The organism is Variimorphobacter sp. HTMS_6 (assembly GCF_059717775.1).
Map to the genome: position 1 here is coordinate 1,362,991 of NZ_AP046094.1, position 20,090 is coordinate 1,383,080.

Annotated in this window: 14 protein-coding genes; 12 read left to right on the forward strand and 2 right to left on the reverse strand. The window is 37.1% G+C overall.

The window, feature by feature from the left end; all coding sequences use genetic code 11:
* Positions 1-17: 17 nt before the first annotated feature.
* The 5 genes from AC6IWN_RS06125 to AC6IWN_RS06145 all read left to right on the forward strand — a co-directional run bounded on the left by AC6IWN_RS06125 (position 18) and on the right by AC6IWN_RS06145 (position 6,599).
* Positions 18-1,223, forward strand: a complete 1,206-nt coding sequence (locus AC6IWN_RS06125) for a saccharopine dehydrogenase family protein (protein ID WP_497991485.1) — start codon at positions 18-20, stop codon at positions 1,221-1,223.
* An 11-nt stretch (positions 1,224-1,234) separates the two neighbouring features.
* Positions 1,235-2,368 carry a carboxynorspermidine decarboxylase gene (nspC, locus tag AC6IWN_RS06130; protein ID WP_497991486.1) on the forward strand — a complete coding sequence of 378 codons (1,134 nt, stop codon included), beginning with the start codon at positions 1,235-1,237 and terminating at the stop codon, positions 2,366-2,368.
* 315 nt (positions 2,369-2,683) lie between these two features.
* On the forward strand, positions 2,684-3,892 hold the full coding sequence (locus tag AC6IWN_RS06135; protein ID WP_497991487.1) for an FprA family A-type flavoprotein: 1,209 nt from the start codon (positions 2,684-2,686) through the stop codon (positions 3,890-3,892).
* 322 nt (positions 3,893-4,214) lie between these two features.
* A complete protein-coding gene (locus AC6IWN_RS06140; RefSeq protein WP_497991488.1) occupies positions 4,215-4,886 on the forward strand; it encodes a cysteine hydrolase family protein in 672 nt (223 codons plus the stop codon).
* A 375-nt stretch (positions 4,887-5,261) separates the two neighbouring features.
* Positions 5,262-6,599, forward strand: coding sequence for a D-alanyl-D-alanine carboxypeptidase family protein (locus AC6IWN_RS06145; protein WP_497991489.1), 1,338 nt, complete (start codon positions 5,262-5,264; stop codon positions 6,597-6,599).
* A 99-nt stretch (positions 6,600-6,698) separates the two neighbouring features.
* Here the strand turns inward: AC6IWN_RS06145 and AC6IWN_RS06150 are convergent, their stop codons facing one another.
* Positions 6,699-7,175 (reverse strand): TspO/MBR family protein, encoded by a 477-nt coding sequence (locus tag AC6IWN_RS06150; RefSeq protein ID WP_497991490.1) that lies wholly within the window; start codon positions 7,173-7,175, stop codon positions 6,699-6,701.
* Between the two features lie 277 nt (positions 7,176-7,452).
* On the opposite strand from AC6IWN_RS06150, the gene AC6IWN_RS06155 reads away from it, so the two are divergent.
* Together AC6IWN_RS06155 and AC6IWN_RS06160 are read left to right on the forward strand one after the other, a co-directional pair.
* Complete coding sequence (locus tag AC6IWN_RS06155; protein ID WP_497991491.1) at positions 7,453-9,735, forward strand: hydratase; 2,283 nt, start codon at positions 7,453-7,455, stop codon at positions 9,733-9,735.
* 350 nt (positions 9,736-10,085) lie between these two features.
* Positions 10,086-10,556, forward strand: coding sequence for a pyridoxamine 5'-phosphate oxidase family protein (locus tag AC6IWN_RS06160; RefSeq protein WP_497991492.1), 471 nt, complete (start codon positions 10,086-10,088; stop codon positions 10,554-10,556).
* Positions 10,557-10,841: 285 nt separating this feature from the next.
* Here the strand turns inward: AC6IWN_RS06160 and AC6IWN_RS06165 are convergent, their stop codons facing one another.
* A complete protein-coding gene (locus tag AC6IWN_RS06165; protein WP_497991493.1) occupies positions 10,842-11,246 on the reverse strand; it encodes a hypothetical protein in 405 nt (134 codons plus the stop codon).
* Positions 11,247-11,650: 404 nt separating this feature from the next.
* Between AC6IWN_RS06165 and AC6IWN_RS06170 the strand changes: the two genes are divergently transcribed.
* From AC6IWN_RS06170 to AC6IWN_RS06190, 5 genes are all read left to right on the forward strand, one after another.
* On the forward strand, positions 11,651-14,050 hold the full coding sequence (locus AC6IWN_RS06170; protein ID WP_497991494.1) for a glycoside hydrolase family 94 protein: 2,400 nt from the start codon (positions 11,651-11,653) through the stop codon (positions 14,048-14,050).
* A 91-nt stretch (positions 14,051-14,141) separates the two neighbouring features.
* Positions 14,142-15,581: a phosphoglucomutase/phosphomannomutase family protein gene (locus AC6IWN_RS06175; protein WP_497991495.1), complete on the forward strand. Its 1,440-nt coding sequence runs from the start codon at positions 14,142-14,144 to the stop codon at positions 15,579-15,581.
* A gap of 138 nt (positions 15,582-15,719) precedes the next feature.
* Positions 15,720-17,522, forward strand: coding sequence for a sensor histidine kinase (locus AC6IWN_RS06180; RefSeq protein ID WP_497991496.1), 1,803 nt, complete (start codon positions 15,720-15,722; stop codon positions 17,520-17,522).
* Positions 17,523-17,708: 186 nt separating this feature from the next.
* The gene (locus AC6IWN_RS06185) at positions 17,709-19,019 is read left to right on the forward strand and encodes an ABC transporter substrate-binding protein (protein ID WP_497991497.1); all 1,311 of its coding nucleotides are present in this window, start codon (positions 17,709-17,711) and stop codon (positions 19,017-19,019) included.
* A gap of 180 nt (positions 19,020-19,199) precedes the next feature.
* On the forward strand, positions 19,200-20,081 hold the full coding sequence (locus AC6IWN_RS06190; protein ID WP_497991498.1) for a carbohydrate ABC transporter permease: 882 nt from the start codon (positions 19,200-19,202) through the stop codon (positions 20,079-20,081).
* Positions 20,082-20,090 lie beyond the last annotated feature (9 nt).

Genomic DNA, 20,090 nt, shown 5'->3' on the forward strand with positions numbered 1-20,090 from the left:
TTTAAGGAGGATTTGCAATGAGCAAAGCGTTAATCATTGGTGCCGGTGGAGTTGCCGGTGTAGTAGTTCATAAATGTTGTCAAAATCATGAGGTGTTCGAGGAGATCTGTATCGCAAGCAGAACGGTATCAAAATGTGATGCATTGAAAGCTCAGGTAGAAGCAAAGGGATATAAGACAAAGGTTACTACCGCACAGGTAGATGCAGATAAAACTGAGGAATTAATTGCATTAATCGAGAATATAAAACCAGATATCGTAATTAACGTTGCACTTCCTTATCAGGATTTGACCATCATGGATGCATGTCTTGCAACTAAGGTAGATTACTTAGATACTGCAAATTATGAGCCTCTTGATACTGCAAAGTTTGAGTACAAATGGCAGTGGGCATATCGTGAACGCTTTGAAAAAGCAGGTATCACAGCAGTTTTAGGCTGTGGTTTTGACCCAGGTGTAACCGGTGTATTCTCCGCTTATGCGTTAAAGCATTACTTTGATGAGATTCATACTATTGACATATTGGATGCAAATGCAGGTGACCATGGCTATCCATTTGCAACCAACTTTAATCCTGAGATTAATATTCGTGAAATTACCGCGAACGGAAGTTATTTTGAGAATGGCGAATTTATTGAGACTGAGCCGATCTCTATAAAAAGAGTATATAATTTCCCTGAAATCGGTGAGAAGGATATGTATCTTCTTCATCATGAGGAGATGGAATCCCTTGCTCTTAATATGCCGGGAATTAAAAAAATCCGTTTCTTTATGACCTTCTCCGAACGCTACTTAACCCATCTTCGTGTGCTTGAGAATGTAGGAATGACTTCCATCGAGCCTATTGAATTCGAAGGACAGCAGATTGTTCCGTTACAGTTTTTAAAGGCAGTACTTCCGGATCCTGCGTCCTTAGGATCAAGAACCAAAGGAAAAACCAACATCGGCTGCATCTATACCGGTGTAAAAGATGGCAAGGAAGTAAAATACTATGTATACAATGTATGTGACCATGAGGAATGTTATCGTGAAGTTAACTCTCAGGCAATCTCTTACACAACCGGTGTACCGGCGATGATCGGTGCGATGATGGTACTTACCGGCAAATGGAAGAAGCCGGGCGTATACAATGTAGAAGAGTTTGATCCGGATCCATTTATGGATAAGCTAAATACCTGCGGATTACCGTGGAAGGAAAGCTTCAACCCGGATATGGTAGAGTAGTGGAGAAAACAATGAATTTTGATATTAATAAAGTACCTACTCCGTCCTATGTGATGGAGGAAAGCTTATTACGTAAGAATTGTGAAATTATAAAATCAGTAATGGATGGAACCGGTTGTGAAATTTTACTGGCACAAAAGGCATTTTCGATGTATTCCACTTATCCGATGCTTGGAGAATATCTGAGCGGAACCACCGCCAGCTCCTTGTTTGAGGCGAAGCTTGGGAAGGAAGAGATGGGACAGGAAGTGCATATCTTCTCACCGGCGTATCGTGAAGATGAGTTTGAAGAGATTATGGAACTATGTGATCATATCGTATTTAATTCAATCACACAATGGGAGAAATATAAAGGTAAAGTACAGGGGACCTCGAAGAAGATATCCTGTGGACTTCGTATTAATCCGGAATATTCCGAGATTGAAACAGATATGTATAATCCATGCTTTGAGAATTCCCGTTTTGGAATTACGCTTGATAAGCTTGAGAGGGCTGACTTGACTGGAATAGAAGGGCTTCATTTTCATACCATGTGCGAACAAAACTCCGATGTTTTAGAGAGAACGCTTAAAGTAGTGGAGAAGAAGTTCGGGGATTTGATGCATACGATGAAGTGGATTAATTTCGGCGGAGGTCATCATATCACAAGAGATGATTATGATATTGAAACCTTGGTTCGCTGCGTCAATCATGTAAAGGAAACCTATCAGGTTCAGGTTTATCTGGAACCTGGGGAAGCGGTTGCCTTGAATGCCGGATATCTTGTGAGCACGGTTTTGGAATTGAATGAGAACGGTATGCAGCTTGCAATCATGGATACCTCTGCAGCTTGCCATATGCCAGATGTACTAGAAATGCCATATCGTCCGAACATTATCGGATCCGGTAAGTCCGGTGAACACCCTTATACTTATCGATTAGGGGGACCGACCTGCTTGTCCGGTGATGTAATCGGGGATTATTCTTTCCCTAAACCTCTAAAGGTAGGAGACAGGCTGGTGTTCTGTGATATGGCTATCTATTCAATGGTTAAGAATAATACCTTTAATGGCATTAATCTTCCTTCCATTCTTCTGAATACCGAGAAGGAAGGATTGAAGCTGATCAAAGAATTTGGTTATGAGGATTTTAAAAGTAGATTGTAACGTAGGGATATATTTAAGATCATTAGATAATATAGTGTAGTGAATTTAATAATTTTAGGTCTGAAAAGACCGTGACCGAATAATTAAATTGATCATTCATGACATGATTCTAATTAATTAGAATAAAAATGTACCTATATCAAAGTCAAAATGTTTTGATTCTTGATAGGTACATTTTTTAGTATGACAAATTAATATTTAACAAAAACTAAGAAAAGATTTTAAAGATTGAACACATATATGTCTTTACAAATTATCGATGAATGGATAATATGTTAGTAATAGATTAGCATAGAGATTGGAGAGGATTTAATTATGTATAGTACTTATGAGATATCATCAAATATATTTTGGATCGGCGGAAATGACAGACGATTGGAGCGCTTTGAGAATATGTTTCCGTTGCCCAATGGAGTCGCTTACAATTCCTATCTTGTATTGGATGAAAAAACAGCAGTCATTGATACGGTGGATGCCTCAATCAGCGCATTATACCTTGATAATATAACACATACTTTAGGCGGACGTAACCTTGATTACCTTGTTGTCAATCATATGGAGCCGGATCATTGTGCAAATATTGAGGAAATTGTAAGACGTTACCCAAGTGTGAAACTGGTAGGTAATAAGAAGACATTTCAATTTATGGAACAATATTATAGCCTTGATATGTCCGCGAATTATCTCGAAGTCAAAGAAGGGGACGAGCTCTCACTTGGTGCACACATCCTTCATTTTTATTTTGCTCCGATGGTTCATTGGCCGGAAGTTATGATGACTTATGAGATTACGGAAGGTATTTTATTCTCCGCAGATGCATTTGGTTCCTTTGGTGCGATCGCAGGGAATTTGTTTGCAGATGAGGTGGAATTTGATAATGCATTTTTAGATGAAGCCAGAAGATATTATACCAATATTGTAGGACGCTATGGTACACAGGTACAAGCTGTATTAAAGAAGGTATCCGGCCTTAAGATTAATATGATCTGTTCCCTCCATGGTTTACTGTGGAGAAATCAGGATGTTGCATATATCGTTGATAAATATAATGAATGGAGTAGCTATCGTCCTGAGAAAAAGGGAGTTGTGCTGGCATATGCTTCCATGTATGGTAATACGGAGAGTGTAGTCAATGCCCTGGCTGTTAAATTAGCGAAACGTGGAATTAAGGACATTAGAGTGTTTGATGTATCAAAGACGCATCCCTCTTATATCATATCCGATGTCTTCAAATACAGTAATGTGGTATTTGCTTCTTGTACCTATAACATGCATTTGTACTTTATGATGGACTCTTTATTAAGAGAGTTGGGTGTGTTAGGAATAAAAAGCCGTAAGGTTACCTTGATTGGAAATCATAGTTGGGCTTCTGCTGCGTTAAAGGGAATGACTGAACTTATTGATACGATGAAAGATATGGAGATTGTCGGTACACCGCTTGATGTTAAATCAACACTAAAGCAGGAGCAGGAACCAGAGCTGGATGCTTTGGCAGATGCTATCCTTGCTTCATTAGCAGAATAATTACATTCAATATATAAAAAGCCTTTTCTCATGAAATGATTGAAGCGCCCTCCTATGTTAGATCTCACTACTAACATACGGAAGGGTCGTTCACATTTTGAGAAAAGGTTTTTTTAGGCGTAAATACATATTTACGTATTCAATAAAAAGGAGTAACGTTAAGATATAGAAAAGATATGTTAATTATAATAGAAATTGGACATAATATTTGGAAGTGAATACTATATTAAAATTATATGAATAAAATCTTACATATTTGTTACTAATAATAATCATGTCCATATTTATAGTTGAATGCGAAAGCATCGAAAGGAACGTTTTCATGAGAATAACGGATAAATCTAAATTCATAAGTCAAAGTATGGAGGCACTTGAGGGGATTCTGGATGTGCTGTACAAGGCACCGGATTTGAGCTTAAGTAGTCTGCCCTCTGAACAGACAGCCTTACTTATTGTTGATATGGTAAATGGTTTTGTCAGAGAGGGCGCATTAATGAGTCCGGAAGCAGAGAAGATTATTCCTGAGATTCTTGATCTGATGAAGCAGTGTAAAAAGCTTGGAATTCAAACAATTGCATTCGGAGATAATCATACGGATGAATCGCCGGAGTTTAATTCTTATCCACCTCACTGTATACAGGGAAGCAGTGAAAGTGAAATCGTAGAGGAGATTAAGGAATTCGGTAATTACCGGTTAATATCGAAAAATTCTACGAATGGTTTTTTGGAAGAGGAATTTCAACAATGGTTGAGTGAAAATTCTCAGGTGGAATACTTTATTATTACTGGAGACTGCACGGATATCTGTGTTCAACAATTAGCAATCACCTTAAAAACGTGGTTTAATAAGCGGAACAAAAAATCTAGGATTATTGTTCCGATCAATGCGGTTGCGACGTATGATTTTGGGTTGCATAACGGTAATCTGACCCATGTTATGGCTCTTTATAATATGGTTATCAATGGAGTTGAAGTTGTCGTAGAAGTAAAGTAGTTTATATATTAAGGGATGTTCAAAAATAAAAAATTTGTAGGAATAATGTTATATTGCCATAATGCACTGTTTGGAAGACAGCTGTTCATAATTTTGTATTTTCGAAGGCGCACTTTTATGTACGACTGCGAAATGCAAAATATGAATGCTGTTCTTCCAACCTGTGTGTGAGGCAAATAACTTTGTTCCTTAATAGAATTATTTATTTTGGAACATCCCCTTTCTTATGCACGTAGGGACACGTTATTCCTATCGTATTGTAAATTTGGATAAACTAAAAATAAATGCAATATCTTTATATTATCATAGTAAATTATGAATAATCTGGTGTTTTTACAATAAATTTAATATGAAGACAAAGTTAGGATGATATACGTGAATAAAAAGTTGTTGCGTTACATGCCCTATATAATAATTTTGCTACTATTTGGACTGTTTCAAGTTAGTAAAATTAATGCAGACTATAATAAGTTATTAAGTTCTTCAGGACTTGTAACTGAAGACTATGGGAAGAAGATTGACCTAGAGAATAATCGCGCCCGCCAGAATGAAAATGAGTATCAGGAGATTTTAATCAAAGAGGGAGAGGAAGATCAGATTAAGAGTAATCCTTCCTCTGATCAAAATAATAAAAGTTCGGCGGTATATGAAAAGCTAAAACTCCATTCTCGTGGAGCAGTTCTTCTGGATGCTACGAATAATCGTGTTCTTTATGAAGAAAACGGTTACAAGGAATTGCCGATGGCAAGCACCACAAAGATTATGACCTGTATTGTCGCACTCGAGAATTCAAAGCCAAATGAAGTTGTAACGATTTCTAAACATGCCTCCACAATGCCCGATGTACAGCTGAATGCAAAACCCGGAGAAAAGTTTTACCTTGGTGATTTATTATATTCTTTGATGCTGGAAAGTCATAATGATATCGCAGTAGCAATAGCCGAGCATGTCGGGGGTTCGGTAGAGGGATTTGCAACGATGATGAATGACAAGGCGAGAGAGTTAGGATGTGAGCATACGAATTTTGTAACCCCGAATGGACTTGATGCGCCCGGTCATCATACTACGGCCAGAGATCTTGCTGTGATTGCAAGTTATGCAATAAAGAACAAAAATTTCATTAAAATTACAAATACTCCATCCCATGAATTTAATGAGATAAAAAGTAAAAAGAAATATTTTGTAACCAACAAGGATCGTTTTCTCTTTATGATGGAGGGAGCGATTGGAGTGAAAACAGGATTTACCAACGGAGCAGGGTATTGCTTTGTAGGAGCGGTACAAAAATCGGATCGAACCTTAGTATCCGCGGTACTTGGATGTGGCTGGCCTCCCAGCAAGAATCTGAAATGGACCGATACAAAGGAACTTATGAATTATGGTATAAAAAATTATAGACTAAAGCAAATTTTTAAAGATAAAAAGTTCGAGCCTTTGGTAGTGAAGGATGGACAACAAAGATATGAGCCTCTTACAATGAAGGGAGATATGTCATTATTATTAAGGGATGATGAACAGGTTCGGGTTGTATATGATTTGCCAGATGGTTTAGTAGCTCCGATAAAAGCTTCTGTAGAAGTGGGTAAGGCAAAATATTATGTGGACGATGTTTTATATAAGGAAGTTCCAATCTATGCAACAAAGGATATTAAGAAAATTGATATGAAATATTGCGTAAAGAAAATTATCAGATATTGGACTGGAAGATTTTAGCGTGAGAACGTGTCTCTAGGGGATATTAATAACATTCTATTTTGATATAATCAGTAATCAAAATGGGTGCCGCTTATATACTGCGACACCCATTTATTTTTAAGATTTATTCAATTGATAAATCATAAAGGTCAGAAAACCGGCGAAGGTAACCCATAGAAGGTAAGGAATCTGTAGTAAAGCAGCACATTTTGAGATGGGGTAGTAGGCTAATATCATTGCGATGATTAATCCCCATAGCAGTACCAGCCAAACAAATGCTAGTAAATAAGCGCTCATATTGAAGAAGATGAAAGACCATAAGAAGTTTACACCAAGCTGTAAGGCATAAATTCTTAATGCCTCCTCCTTCTGTAGTAGAGAAGCATCTGAGGCATATATTAAATAAGTAGATATGCCCATTAGGATATATAATACAGTCCACACTATCGGTATTACGTAGGAAGGAGGAGTGAAAGCCGGTTTAATAATATTGCTGTAATTTTGCATCCCTTCTTGTGATAATAGACCGGATATCGCTCCGACTGCCAGAGGAACAAATAAGTTAATCGCTAACGCTTTCCATCTGATTTTCATAGGAATCACTCCTTTCATTGCATTTTATGATAGGGACAATATGAGTATACTTAAATCATAAAAATCGAATAAATACGTTAATGCGCTTTTGTATGATAACAGTTTATCGCTGTAAAGTTATGTTGCGAATAGTAAAATAAGACTTGATTATTTTTGACATTCCGATTATTATTAGATTGTTTCACGAAATGAAATTCGACAACAACTATGCAACAGATGGGCGCAACCAGCCCTTGATAAATACAACGCCGTATCATCGGTAGAATGGAGAGTAAGCATGATAAAATTATATGACAAAGGTATTTATTTATTAGCCGGCACAGAAATTATTGAAGACTCACATGAAGCAGTTGCAGCCATCCAATCAAAAACTGGGGTGGAGATTAACAAGGAGGATGCGAAAAAGGGCACGATAGCTTATGATATCTTAAGCAGCCACAATACCTCTGGTAATGATAAGAAATTAAAGGTAAAATTTGATAAATTAACTTCGCATGATATAACATTTGTAGGTATTATTCAAACCGCGAGAGCCAGCGGTCTTGAAAAATTCCCGGTTCCTTATGTTCTTACAAACTGTCATAACAGTTTATGTGCGGTAGGTGGTACCATTAATGAAGATGATCACATGTTTGGTCTCTCCTGTGCAAAAAAATACGGCGGTGTGTATGTTCCACCTCATCAGGCGGTAATTCACCAATATGCACGTGAAATGCTTGCAGCAGGCGGCAATATGATTCTTGGTTCCGATAGCCATACCCGTTATGGTGCACTTGGTACGATGGCAATCGGGGAAGGTGGACCTGAGATTGTGAAGCAATTACTGGACAAGACTTATGATATTAATATGCCGGAAGTTGTTGCAATCTATCTGACCGGTACACCTAGAAAGGGCGTTGGTCCTCAGGACGTTGCGCTTGCAATCATCGGCAAAGTATTTGCAAATGGCTATGTGAATAATAAGGTAATGGAATTTGTCGGTGACGGAATTGCCAACTTAAGTGTAGACTTCCGAATAGGTGTGGATGTTATGACTACGGAGACTACCTGTTTATCCTCTATCTGGGTAACCGATGAAAAGGTGAAGGAATTCTATGATATTCACCGCAGAAGTGATGATTATAAGGAATTACAACCTGAGAAGGTTGCTTATTATGATGGGTTGGTTTATGTAGATCTTTCTGAGATTAAGCCTATGATTGCTATGCCATTCCATCCAAGTAATGTATATACAATCGATGAATTGAATGCGAATCTTTATGATGTATTAGATGAGGTAGAGAAGAAGGCATTAGTAAGCTTAGGTAGCGATAAAGTAAAATACACCTTAAAAGATAAGGTTCGTAATGGCAGATTATATGTGGATCAGGGTACAATAGCAGGTTGTGCAGGCGGTGGCTTTGAGAATATCTGCGATGCTACTGATATCTTGGATGGAAAATACATCGGAGCAGATGAATTCTCCTTAAGTGTATATCCTGCGAGCCAGCCGGTATTTATGGAGCTTGTTAAGAATGGTTCAGTTGCAAAATTAATGTCAACCGGAGCAACAATCAGAACTGCATTCTGTGGACCATGCTTTGGTGCCGGTGATGTACCTGCAAATAACGGTTTTAGTATTCGTCACACTACCAGAAATTTCCCTAACAGAGAAGGTTCCAAAATCACCAGTGGACAGATTGCTTCGGTAGCGTTAATGGATGCAAGATCCATCGCTGCAACGGCTGCAAATCAGGGTTACTTGACCTCAGCAGAACATATTGATGTGAACTATTCCACTCCAAAGTATTATTTTGATAGCTCTATCTATGATAATCGAGTTTATAACGGTATCGGTAAAGCAGATACTTCTTTAGATATAAAGTTTGGACCGGGAATTGTAGATTGGCCTGCTATGACTGCACTGAGTGAGGATATGATCCTTAAGGTGGTATCAGAAATCCATGATCCGGTAACGACAACGGATGAGCTCATTCCATCCGGTGAGACCTCTTCCTACCGTTCTAACCCACTGGGCTTGGCTGAATTTACTTTATCTCGTAAGGATCCAGAATATGTTGGACGTGCAAAAGAAATTCAAAAAGCGGAGAAAGCAAGAATTGCAGGAGAGAACATTACCGAAGCGAACCGTGAGATGAAAGAAGTATATGAAAAAATCGGAGAGAAATTCTCGGTGGATGAGAATGCAACCCAGATCGGTAGCACTATCTTTGCGGTAAAACCGGGTGACGGTTCCGCAAGAGAACAGGCTGCGAGCTGTCAGAAGGTACTTGGTGGTTTTGCAAATATTGCAAATGAGTATGCGACGAAGCGTTATCGTTCCAATTTGATCAACTGGGGCATGCTTCCATTTATTATAGATGGAGATCTTCCATTCACTAATGGAGATTTCATCTTTGTAAAGGATATCAAGAAGGCAGTAGCAGAGAAGATCTCAGAAGTGAAAGCCTATGTTGTAAATAAGGACATGAAAGAATTCACCTTAAAGTTAGGCGAACTTACTGACGACGAAAGAGAGATTATCTTAAAAGGCTGCTTAATTAATTACTATAGAGGATAATATATTTGTAGTTAGAGTAGAATTTTATATCAGAATCTTATATTAGGCTGTTGCGCAATCATTATACGTAAGTAATTACGTGATAGCGCAGCAGCCTATTGCATTTATGGATACAGCAGAACGCGATCGGCATGAGAGCTTGTTAAGATGCTTTCTTCGTTTGGTAATCTCTGGACATAGAACATTACTTTTTTCACATTGTCAGATTAAGGTAGAAAGTGGTAATGTTATTTATGTGGTGTTTGGATGATTATGGGTATAGGAACGCCGTAATTTCAAAGAAGTATTGAACAAGAATAGTTATAGTGAAAATATGATTTTCACAAATAAAAGAAAGGGATGGGTTATTTATGAATGTTTATGAAAAGGCACATCATGTAATGATTGAATTGTTCCAAAAGGATTATCAGTTTGCTTTGGCAACAGTAAAGGATAATGTACCATCAGTTCGTTATATTGATACCTATTATGATAACGATGCCTTCTACGTAGTTACTTATCTGAAATCGCAAAAGGCACAGGAAATATTGAATAATCATCATGTTGCGTTGTGCCATAATCTTTACCGCTTTAATGGTAAGGCATATTATATCGGACATCCAAAGCAGGATGAGAATCAAGAGATTAGGGCAAAACTTGTAAAAGCATTTGAACCCTGGTATTTTGCTCATAATAATGAAGATGATGAAAATATGGCATATATAAAAATTGAGCTTGAGGATGGTTTTGTTTATGATAAGGGAACCGGCTATAAGGTAGATTTTAAGAATCAGCAGGCAGAGGAGTTCCCTTTTGATTTTAATTTAGTAACTGTATCATAATGGATTAGAAAGATTAGAAGTATATTAAAATCCCCCAATTTAATTGACATATTCATCCACTTAAAGTAGCATGAATTCGATGAAGCTGATATAGATCAGCAAGCTTTAAGAAGATAAGAGTGAAAGATAAATCTTTCACTCTGCGTAAAAAAACGTGCGCAATGGTGGAGGAAAGTATGAAATTAAAGAGGGGAATTTTTATATTTATTATTTTGCTATTTGTAGTTACAGGAATATTTTATTTTAGTGGTATGTTTTAACAGTTGCTGATAATTTGCCATTATCTTAAATCATCGTAATACTGTCATAATCCTTAAAGATAATGCTTTCAACCCATATGATCGTCAAAAAGTATATTGCTAAATCAATGAAATTCAGCTTACATACAATAAATAACACGAGGAAACCGGCTATATATAATAGTGCTGCAATTACTGTGCGAATAGAGGTCTCTACTATTTGATTCACTATGACCAGGAAACCAATAATCAGTAATTCTAAACAGAAAGTCAGAGAGGTTAGTAATAGCTTTTCTCCGATATTGATATCACGATTTAATATTCCGAGGGAATAGCTGTTTTTTAATATCATTGTTATTACATTGTACAGTAGAAGGAACAAGCCCGCATCAAAAAGAATATGATGATAGTTTTTTTGAAGGTTATAAAAGAATAGTTTCTTGTTTCCCATAGTAATCTCCTTTCCGGTATAGAACCAACTGTTTTATTTTGGTTACATGAATCAACTAATTCTTATTAATATGCAAATGGATAAGGTTAAGTGACTTTCTTAAGGATAATGAATCTTATCTTCTTTACAATTTTAATATATATTATTCACCCAATAATCTGCTACCAAGGAATTCTCAATTCTATGTAATATTTTCTATAAATATATGTAAATTCTAATTGAAACGTATTCCATAACGACCATATCTAATCCTTTCAAGCCAAAAAAGTACAACAAATATAATCAAATATTGACATAGTTAACAATACAAATAAATCCTAGGTTCATTATAATGAGAATAAGATCTTATGTATCGCAGAGGATTCAGCTTGAATCCTGTAAAAAACCTGGAGGTGCAGCTTATCATGAAGTATGGATATTTTGATAATGAGAAAAGGGAATATGTAATTGAACGTGTTGATCTTCCTACCTCGTGGACGAACTACCTTGGCGTACAGGATATGTGCGCTGTAGTTAACCACACGGCAGGGGGATATATTTTTTATAAGTCACCGGAATATCATCGCATCACTCGCTTTCGTGCGAATAGTGTACCGATGGATCGACCGGGGCACTATGTATATCTTCGAGATGAGGAAAGCGGAGATTACTGGAGCGTATCCTGGCAGCCGGTAGGCAAACCTCTTGATGTAGCAGATTATCAGTGTCGACATGGCCTTTCCTATACCAAGTACTCTTGTAATTACAGCAATATTGAGGCGGAACAGACCTTATTTATCCCAACCTTGGATCCGGTAGAACTATGGGATGTAAAAATTAAGAATAATGATAATAAAGTCAGAGAAATTAGCGTGTTTTCTTATCTGGAATTTTCCTATCACCATATCGATATGGATAATCGCAATTTTCAGATGAGTAATTATGCAGCCGGCTCCTCCTATAAAGATGGAATCATTGAGCATGATTTATTCTATGAAGAGTTCGGATATCAGTTCTTTACTTCGAATATGGAGCCGGATAGCTTTGATTGTTTAAGAGATAAATTTATCGGTTTGTATCATACCGAATCAAATCCGGTATCGGTAGAACAGGGAATCTGTGGTGGAACCTTTGAAAAGGGGAATAATCATTGCGGATCATTACATAAAAAACTTATTCTACAACCGGGTGAAGAGGTTCGTATTATCTTTATGCTTGGTGAGGGGAATCGTGTTGAGGGTAAGAAATACCGTGAAAAATATTCGGATTTATGTAAGGTTGATCATGAATTTGAAGTATTAAAGGATTTTTGGAGAGAGAAATTAGACAAACTACAGATAAATTCTCCGAATGAAGGTATGAATACCTTGATTAATACTTGGACGTTATATCAGGCTGAAATCAATGTTATGTTTTCCAGATTTGCTTCCTTTATCGAAGTGGGCGGCCGAACCGGCTTGGGTTACCGAGATACCTCGCAGGATGCTATGACAGTACCACATTCTAATCCCGAGAAGTGCCGACAGAGAATCGTGGAACTACTACGTGCGTTGGTACAGAAAGGTTATGGGTTACATCTGTTCCAACCGGAATGGTTTGAACCAAACAATAATGCCAAACCGTTTAAATCTCCAACTGTGGTGCCTACGCCGAATAAAAATGATATGATCCACGGTATCGAAGACGCCTGCTCGGACGATGCGCTCTGGTTGGTAAGCTCCATTACAGAATATGTGAAGGAAACCGGCGAGTTAGCATTTTTAGATGAAGTGATTACCTATGCTGATGGCGGAAGCGGTACGGTCTATGAACACATGACAAGGATTTTAGACTTTTCTGCGGAGCAGGTGGGTCGGACCGGAATTTGTAAAGGGCTACGTGCGGACTGGAATGATTGCTTAAACCTTGGTGGTGGAGAGAGCGCTATGGTTTCCTTCCTTCATTATTGGGCACTTGAGAACTTTCTTCAGATTGCTTATTATCTGGGCAGGGACGAAGATGTGGTAAAATATTCGGTAATTCTAAATAAAGTTAAGGAAGTTGCAGAGCAGGAACTGTGGGATCAGGAATGGTATATTCGCGGTATTACGAAAAATGGCAAGAAAATCGGTACTAGTGAAGACAAAGAGGGTAAAATACATCTCGAGTCCAATACCTGGGCGGTTCTTTCTGGGTTAGCGGATCAGGAGAAGGGCGAAAAGGCGATGGACTCCGTCGATAAATACCTATATACCCCTTATGGAATTATGTTAAATGGACCCTCCTATACGGTGCCGGACGATGATATTGGATTTGTAACCAGAGTGTATCCGGGTTTAAAGGAAAATGGTGCGATCTTTAGTCATCCAAATCCATGGGCATGGGCAGCAGAATGTGTATTGGGCAGAGGAGACAGAGCAATGAAGTATTACGATGCGCTATCTCCATATAACCAAAATGATATGATTGAAATACGTGAAGCGGAGCCGTACTCCTATTGCCAGTTTGTTGTTGGGAAGGAGCACACAGCTCATGGACGTGCAAGACATCCGTTTATGACAGGTACCGGAGGGTGGGCTTATTTTTCAGCTACCAGATATATTCTAGGAATCCGTCCTCAGTTTGAATATCTTCAGGTAGACCCTTGCATTCCGTCTGAGTGGGGACGTTTCTCCGTTGCACGTGAATGGAGAGGGGCGAAATATTATATTACAGTATTAAATCCAGATAACGTGATGAAGGGTGTTAAATCGATCACAGTGAATGGAGAAAAGGTAGAGAATATTACAGTGATGCCTGCAGGAAGCGTGAATGATGTTACAGTTATCATGGGTAACTGCGAATAAGAAGACTGAAAAGTGTACATCAAGTATATAGTCACAAGGTGGTGATTAGAGGAGCAATGCTTATCCCATCTTGTGTAGAATGGAGGATATTATGATAAAATTCGGCACAGGTGGATGGAGAGCAATCATTGGTGATGAATTTACTAAAGTGAATATGCAAAAGCTATCCAAAGGATTAGCTTTGAAGATGAAAGATGAAGGAGTTGCGGAAAAAGGGATCGTACTCGGATATGATCGTCGTTTCTTATCAAAGGAAGCAATGAAGTGGGCTGCGGAAATTTTTGCAGCGGAAGGAATTACGGCTTATCTGATCAATCGATCCTCACCGACTCCATTAATCATGTTTTATGTTATGAAGTATGAGTTCCATTATGGAATGATGATTACCGCAAGTCATAACCCTGCTATTTATAATGGGGTAAAGGTATTTACCTATGGCGGGCGTGATGCGGATGAATTCCAGACTCAGGAGATTGAGAATTATATACTTGGAGTGGAGGACGAGGAGATTATATCCATTGACTACGATACTGCCCTCGAACAGCAAATGATATATGAATTAAATCCTCTGAATGAGTACATCGATAATATTATTAATGAGATTAATATGAAAGTAATCAGAGACAGAGGACTAAAAATTGCATTGGATCCAATGTACGGAGTGAGTGAAACTTCCTTGAGAACGATTCTATTAACAGCAAGGTGTGACGTGTCAATTATACATGACAGACATGACACGTTGTTCGGTGGAAAATTACCTTCCCCTTCCGCGCATACCTTAAGAAGCTTGCAAAACTATGTACTGGATCGTTATTGTGATCTTGGTATTGCAACAGACGGAGATGCAGATCGTATCGGTGTGATTGATGATAATGGCAAATTCCTTCATCCGAATGATATCTTAGTGCTATTATATTACTATTTGGTAAAGTATAAGGGATGGAGGGGTTCCTGTGTACGTAATCTTGCAACCACACATTTACTAGACAAGGTGGCAGAAAGCTTTGGTGAAAAGTGCTATGAGGTACCAGTTGGCTTTAAGTACATTTCTTCAAAAATGAATGAAACCAATGCGGTGATCGGAGGAGAATCCTCCGGCGGATTAACGGTTCGTGGTCATATTAAGGGCAAAGATGGAGTATATGCTGCAGCTCTTTTAGTTGAAATGATTGCTGTTGTTGGAAAAAAACTTTCTGAAATCATGGAAGATATCTATGAGCAATTCGGTCATTATTATATGGAAGAAAAGGATTACCGTTTTAGTGTTGAAAAGAAGAATGAAATACTTCATATCGTTATGGTAGATAAATTGATCCCGGATCTACCATATGAAATTGCGAAAATTTCGTACTTAGACGGTTGCAAAATCTATTTCGAGAATGGCGGATGGATTATAATTCGTTTTTCGGGAACTGAGCCATTGCTTCGTATCTTTTGTGAAATGCCTGAGGAGGATGAAGCAGCACGGGTATGCGATATCTTTGAAAATTTTTTGGATTTAAATAATAAACAAAAATTAAGCGTAAAATAGAATTTTTCATTGGTAAAAAATTCATTTTATTAATGCGGAATTCATCTTAACATGATAAAATATAAAGTGGGTTATCCTTAGTGATAACCCATTTTTGGCATGTCTCTACTATACACTTTCAGAAAGAAAGGAATATTTATGAATAACAAGATATCTCTACGAAAACGATTGTTGTTCCTTGTTCTTGCAATATGGTTAGTACCCGTTTTAACCATTTATACTTTTCTAACGATATCCTATCGTAATGATATTATCGCCCGGACAAGTATATTAATGCAGGAAAATTTGAAAAATTTTACGAATTTTTGTGCTCAGAAGATTGATGAATCGATAGTAATCGCTAAGAAATCCTCCTATGAAAAGGTGATAGAAGATGCTTGTAAAGATTATAAGAATAATAAAATTACAAATACTGATTTATATAATATAATCGACAAAAATCTTACTTCTAATTATAATAATAATCGCTTTGGTGTAGCGATATTTTATTTATGCTCTAACCCTGATTATATCTACCATACCCAACAAAAAGAAGAAGACCTAATTGATATTTATAAGAATAAGGTTGAGAAAGAAGCTCATAAAATTTCACAACAGGATACTTCTGACGCACATGTAAAGATAATTAGCGGAAGAATCTATATAATTCGCAATCTTTATACAACAACCAATTATACGAAGTTTGGAACACTGGTTCTAGAATTAAATAACAACAAGCTTATTGAAGGAATTACGCTACATAAAGACTATGAAATGGCTCTATATATTAATGATACAAGCTCAAATATTATATATGATAATCGTTTGTTGGAAAACTCACATCAGAATATCATTCAAAAACTATTGAACGATTATTCCGTAAAAAAAGACCAAGTAATGAAACGGGAGACGAAAAGTCCATATATCGGCTACATTTATCAGGAAAGGTATAGTGATTATCATTTGGGAACGATATTAGTCGCCAATAATAATATCATTTTTTCGGATCTTAAGAAATTATATATTGTTATGATTATGATTATGCTAGTTGTAATTCCTGTATTTATATATATGATTTATTTTATATCACATCATATTAGTAAGCCGATGAGCCGTATGATTTCAGCGGCGAAAGTGTTAGAGCTTGGTGATATCGGTAAGCTGATTGAAGGAAATGAGATGCCGAATACTGAGTTTGATGTTTTGAAAAAATCCTTTAATAAAATGTCTTCAGAAATTAAATATTTATTTGACTATGCTTATCAAGAAAAGCTCGCAAGAAAAGATGCTAAAATCATGGCATTGCAGTCACAGATCAATCCTCATTTTTTAAATAATACTTTAGAAATGATGAATTGGCAGGCAAGAATGGCAGGTGATGTAGCAGTTTCAAAGATGATCGAAGCTCTGGGAACTTTGTTAAACCATAGTATGGATCGTTCTAATAAGAAACTTATTCCGTTATCAGATGAGCTTCGATGTGTTGATGCATATTTTTACATAATATCAATGAGATTTGGTAAAAGACTCATGGTTGAGACTGAAGTAGATGAAAATCTTCTTCAGTTACAAGTACCGCAGCTGATTTTGCAGCCTTTAATTGAAAATGCTGTTGTACACGGAGTTGAAACGGTTAAAAACGGTACAATTCAATTGAAAATTTACAAAGAAAATGAAAATGCTGTGCTCCAAATTATTAATACCGGTAAACCTATGACAGAAGAGGACGTTATTAGGGTGGAACAAATCTTGAATGGAACCTATCGTCGTAAAGATGAAGAGATGGGTAAGCACGAGTCATTGGGAATATATAACGTAAATCAAAGAATAAAACTAATATACGGTGAGGAATATGGACTTACAATTAAGCCGACCGAAGAAGAGGAGACAGCATCAACAATTATAATCCCTCTGGAATATGATTCTTATAAGAATTTATCAAATCTAACAAAACTTGATTGATAATAAGGTGATTCGTATCTATTTTAAATAATGAAAATGTAAGATTGTAGATATAAGAAAGCAAGATTAAACAAATAATGTCAAGTTAGACTAAAGCCTTTTCGGATAAATGTTATTATAATTGAATCATACCAAGTAAGTCAGTAACTTCTTGGAGTAAACAAACATTTAAGGAGGAGCAATTTTATGAAAAGATTTCAAAAAGTTTTGTCAATCTTAATCGCTTCAGTTTTAGTAATGTCGATGTTGACAGCTTGTGGTAAGAAAGATGATGCGGTTTCCAGCAACAATCCTACGAAAGAAGCTAGCGCAACAAAAGCACCTGCTGCCCAGAAGGTTACATTGAGAACGGTATCAATGATGGGTGGAACAGATGCTAATGGACCGAAATATCAGGATGTTATCAAACAGTTCCAGAATGATAATCCAAACGTAACGATTGAAGATGAATCTCAGGTATCTGATCAGGATTGGAAAACGAAGGTAGCTGCAGACTTCGCAGTTGGTAATGAGCCAGACGTAATTCAGTACTTTACTGATGCAAATGCAAGTGATGTATTAAAAGCAGATAAATTTGTTGATATCAAAACAATTAGAGCTGAATATCCGGATTATGCGAAAGATACGAAGGAAGATTTTCTCAAATTAGCTGCTAACCCAGATGGTGTTGAGAGAGCAGTACCTACCACAGGTTACTGGGAAGGTTTGTTCTGTAATAAGGATTTATTTGAAAAAAATAATATTGAGCTTCCTACAGACTGGGATAAGTTAATCGCAGCAATTAAGGCTTTTAAGGCGAAAGGGATCGTTCCGATTGCTGCTTCCTTAAATGAAGTTCCTCATTACTGGACAGAATTCTTAATGCTTTCTGCAGCTGGTCCTGATGAGTATTCAAAGGTTCCTACATCAGCTCCTGCAGATTGGGTAACGGGTCTTACATATTTCAAAACTTTAAGAGATTTGGGTGCTTTCCCAGTTGATACTGATACTGTAAAGGATGCAGACACAAATACTTTATTCTTTAATAAGAAAGCTGCAATGCATTTAGATGGTTCTTGGTTCCTTGGACAGGTAAAAGATCAGGATAACACTGTTCTTATTCCTTTCCCTAATGTACCAGGTGCAAAAGCACAACAAGGATTTGAGGTTGGTGGTGTTTCCTCTGGTTTCTATATCACAAAGAAAGCTTGGGATGATCCTGCAAAGAGAGAAGCAGCAGTTAAATTTGTTGAAGCTAATACATCTGCAGCACAAGTTCAAATTTACTGGAATGGTGCCGGTTCACCAGCAACTGCTGTTACTACACCTGATTCATTGACTCCACTTGCTAAATCTGGTGCAGATTATGCTAGTTCAGCAGTAACAGTTTCCTCACCTACAGACTCTAGAATCAGTGCTGCTGCTTACACTACTATTATAAAAGGTATTGTTGGTGTATCTACTGGTAAGACGAAACCAGAAGATTTATTAAACAGTGCAATCGCTCTTAATAAATAACATAACTCCGAAAGGGAGAGGGGTTTATTTAACTCTCTCCCTTTTATAAAGCAAGTTGGTATTTTCATGTTGTCTTATCATTTGTTGAAAAATAATCGCGTTAAACATATATCTGCCTCTGGCAGAACAGGCAAAGTGCAAGTTTCATAAGCGAAACTTTTACATGAAAGGAAGAGGCAAATGTTATATAAAAAGAAGTTACCCTTATTGATTTTTTTGGTTCCAGGACTATTACTGATGGCTGTTTTTTTATTTGAACCATTTATTGAAAATATTAAAAATAGCTTTTATGATATGGGTGCGATTGTTAGGATGCCCGGTCAAAGCTTTCCTTTTATCGGGTTTAAAAATTTTAAAGAATTATTTCATGATGCAGAATTGAGGATTGCGCTCTTAAATTCCTTTAAAATGATGGGTTTAGTTGTGATCTTTCAGGTTGGAATTGGATTTGTCCTCGCAGTACTTGTTAATCAGATTAAAAAGGGCCAACATATATTCAGAACAATTTACTTTTTCCCAATTGTAATCTCAGGTTCGGCTATCGGTTTATTGTTCACATTATTTTATAACTATTATGGTGGTGCATTAAATCAGATTTTAGAATTACTACATAAAACTCCTGTGTATTGGCTAGGGCCAAAGTCAGCATTTGCAATGTTATCCATACCGATTATTTGGAGTTATGTGGGTTTTTACTTTGTAATTATGTTAACAGGATTAAGTTCAATATCCGATGATATTTACGAAGCAGCAGAAATTGATGGCTGTTCGAAGTTTAGACAGGTATTTTCTATTACAATTCCGTTATTAAGAGGTGTTATCTGTACTTGCATTACATTAGCAGTAACAGGTGCAATAAAAGTATTCGACATTCCATGGATGATTGCTCAAGGAGGAGCCCCAAATGGATCGACACATTTTTTGGGAACCTATATGTACGAAACTACCTTTAACATGTCTAATTATGATTACGGTTCAACTTTAGCAATATTTATCGTAATATTAGGGGTAATCGTTTCCAAGGTTGTAACATCAATCCTTAGACCTGACGATAATCTATAATGGGGGGAG

What these genes read in the sequence shown, in the direction of transcription:
- AC6IWN_RS06160 (WP_497991492.1), top strand. Translation starts at nt 10,086, where the DNA reads ATGAATGTTTATGAAAAGGCACATCATGTAATGATTGAATTGTTCCAA.
- AC6IWN_RS06150 (WP_497991490.1), bottom strand. Translation starts at nt 7,175, where the DNA reads ATGAAAATCAGATGGAAAGCGTTAGCGATTAACTTATTTGTTCCTCTG.
- AC6IWN_RS06190 (WP_497991498.1), top strand. Translation starts at nt 19,200, where the DNA reads ATGTTATATAAAAAGAAGTTACCCTTATTGATTTTTTTGGTTCCAGGA.
- AC6IWN_RS06135 (WP_497991487.1), top strand. Translation starts at nt 2,684, where the DNA reads ATGTATAGTACTTATGAGATATCATCAAATATATTTTGGATCGGCGGA.
- AC6IWN_RS06155 (WP_497991491.1), top strand. Translation starts at nt 7,453, where the DNA reads ATGATAAAATTATATGACAAAGGTATTTATTTATTAGCCGGCACAGAA.
- AC6IWN_RS06170 (WP_497991494.1), top strand. Translation starts at nt 11,651, where the DNA reads ATGAAGTATGGATATTTTGATAATGAGAAAAGGGAATATGTAATTGAA.
- AC6IWN_RS06140 (WP_497991488.1), top strand. Translation starts at nt 4,215, where the DNA reads ATGAGAATAACGGATAAATCTAAATTCATAAGTCAAAGTATGGAGGCA.
- AC6IWN_RS06125 (WP_497991485.1), top strand. Translation starts at nt 18, where the DNA reads ATGAGCAAAGCGTTAATCATTGGTGCCGGTGGAGTTGCCGGTGTAGTA.
- AC6IWN_RS06180 (WP_497991496.1), top strand. Translation starts at nt 15,720, where the DNA reads ATGAATAACAAGATATCTCTACGAAAACGATTGTTGTTCCTTGTTCTT.
- AC6IWN_RS06185 (WP_497991497.1), top strand. Translation starts at nt 17,709, where the DNA reads ATGAAAAGATTTCAAAAAGTTTTGTCAATCTTAATCGCTTCAGTTTTA.
- AC6IWN_RS06175 (WP_497991495.1), top strand. Translation starts at nt 14,142, where the DNA reads ATGATAAAATTCGGCACAGGTGGATGGAGAGCAATCATTGGTGATGAA.
- AC6IWN_RS06165 (WP_497991493.1), bottom strand. Translation starts at nt 11,246, where the DNA reads ATGGGAAACAAGAAACTATTCTTTTATAACCTTCAAAAAAACTATCAT.
- nspC (WP_497991486.1), top strand. Translation starts at nt 1,235, where the DNA reads ATGAATTTTGATATTAATAAAGTACCTACTCCGTCCTATGTGATGGAG.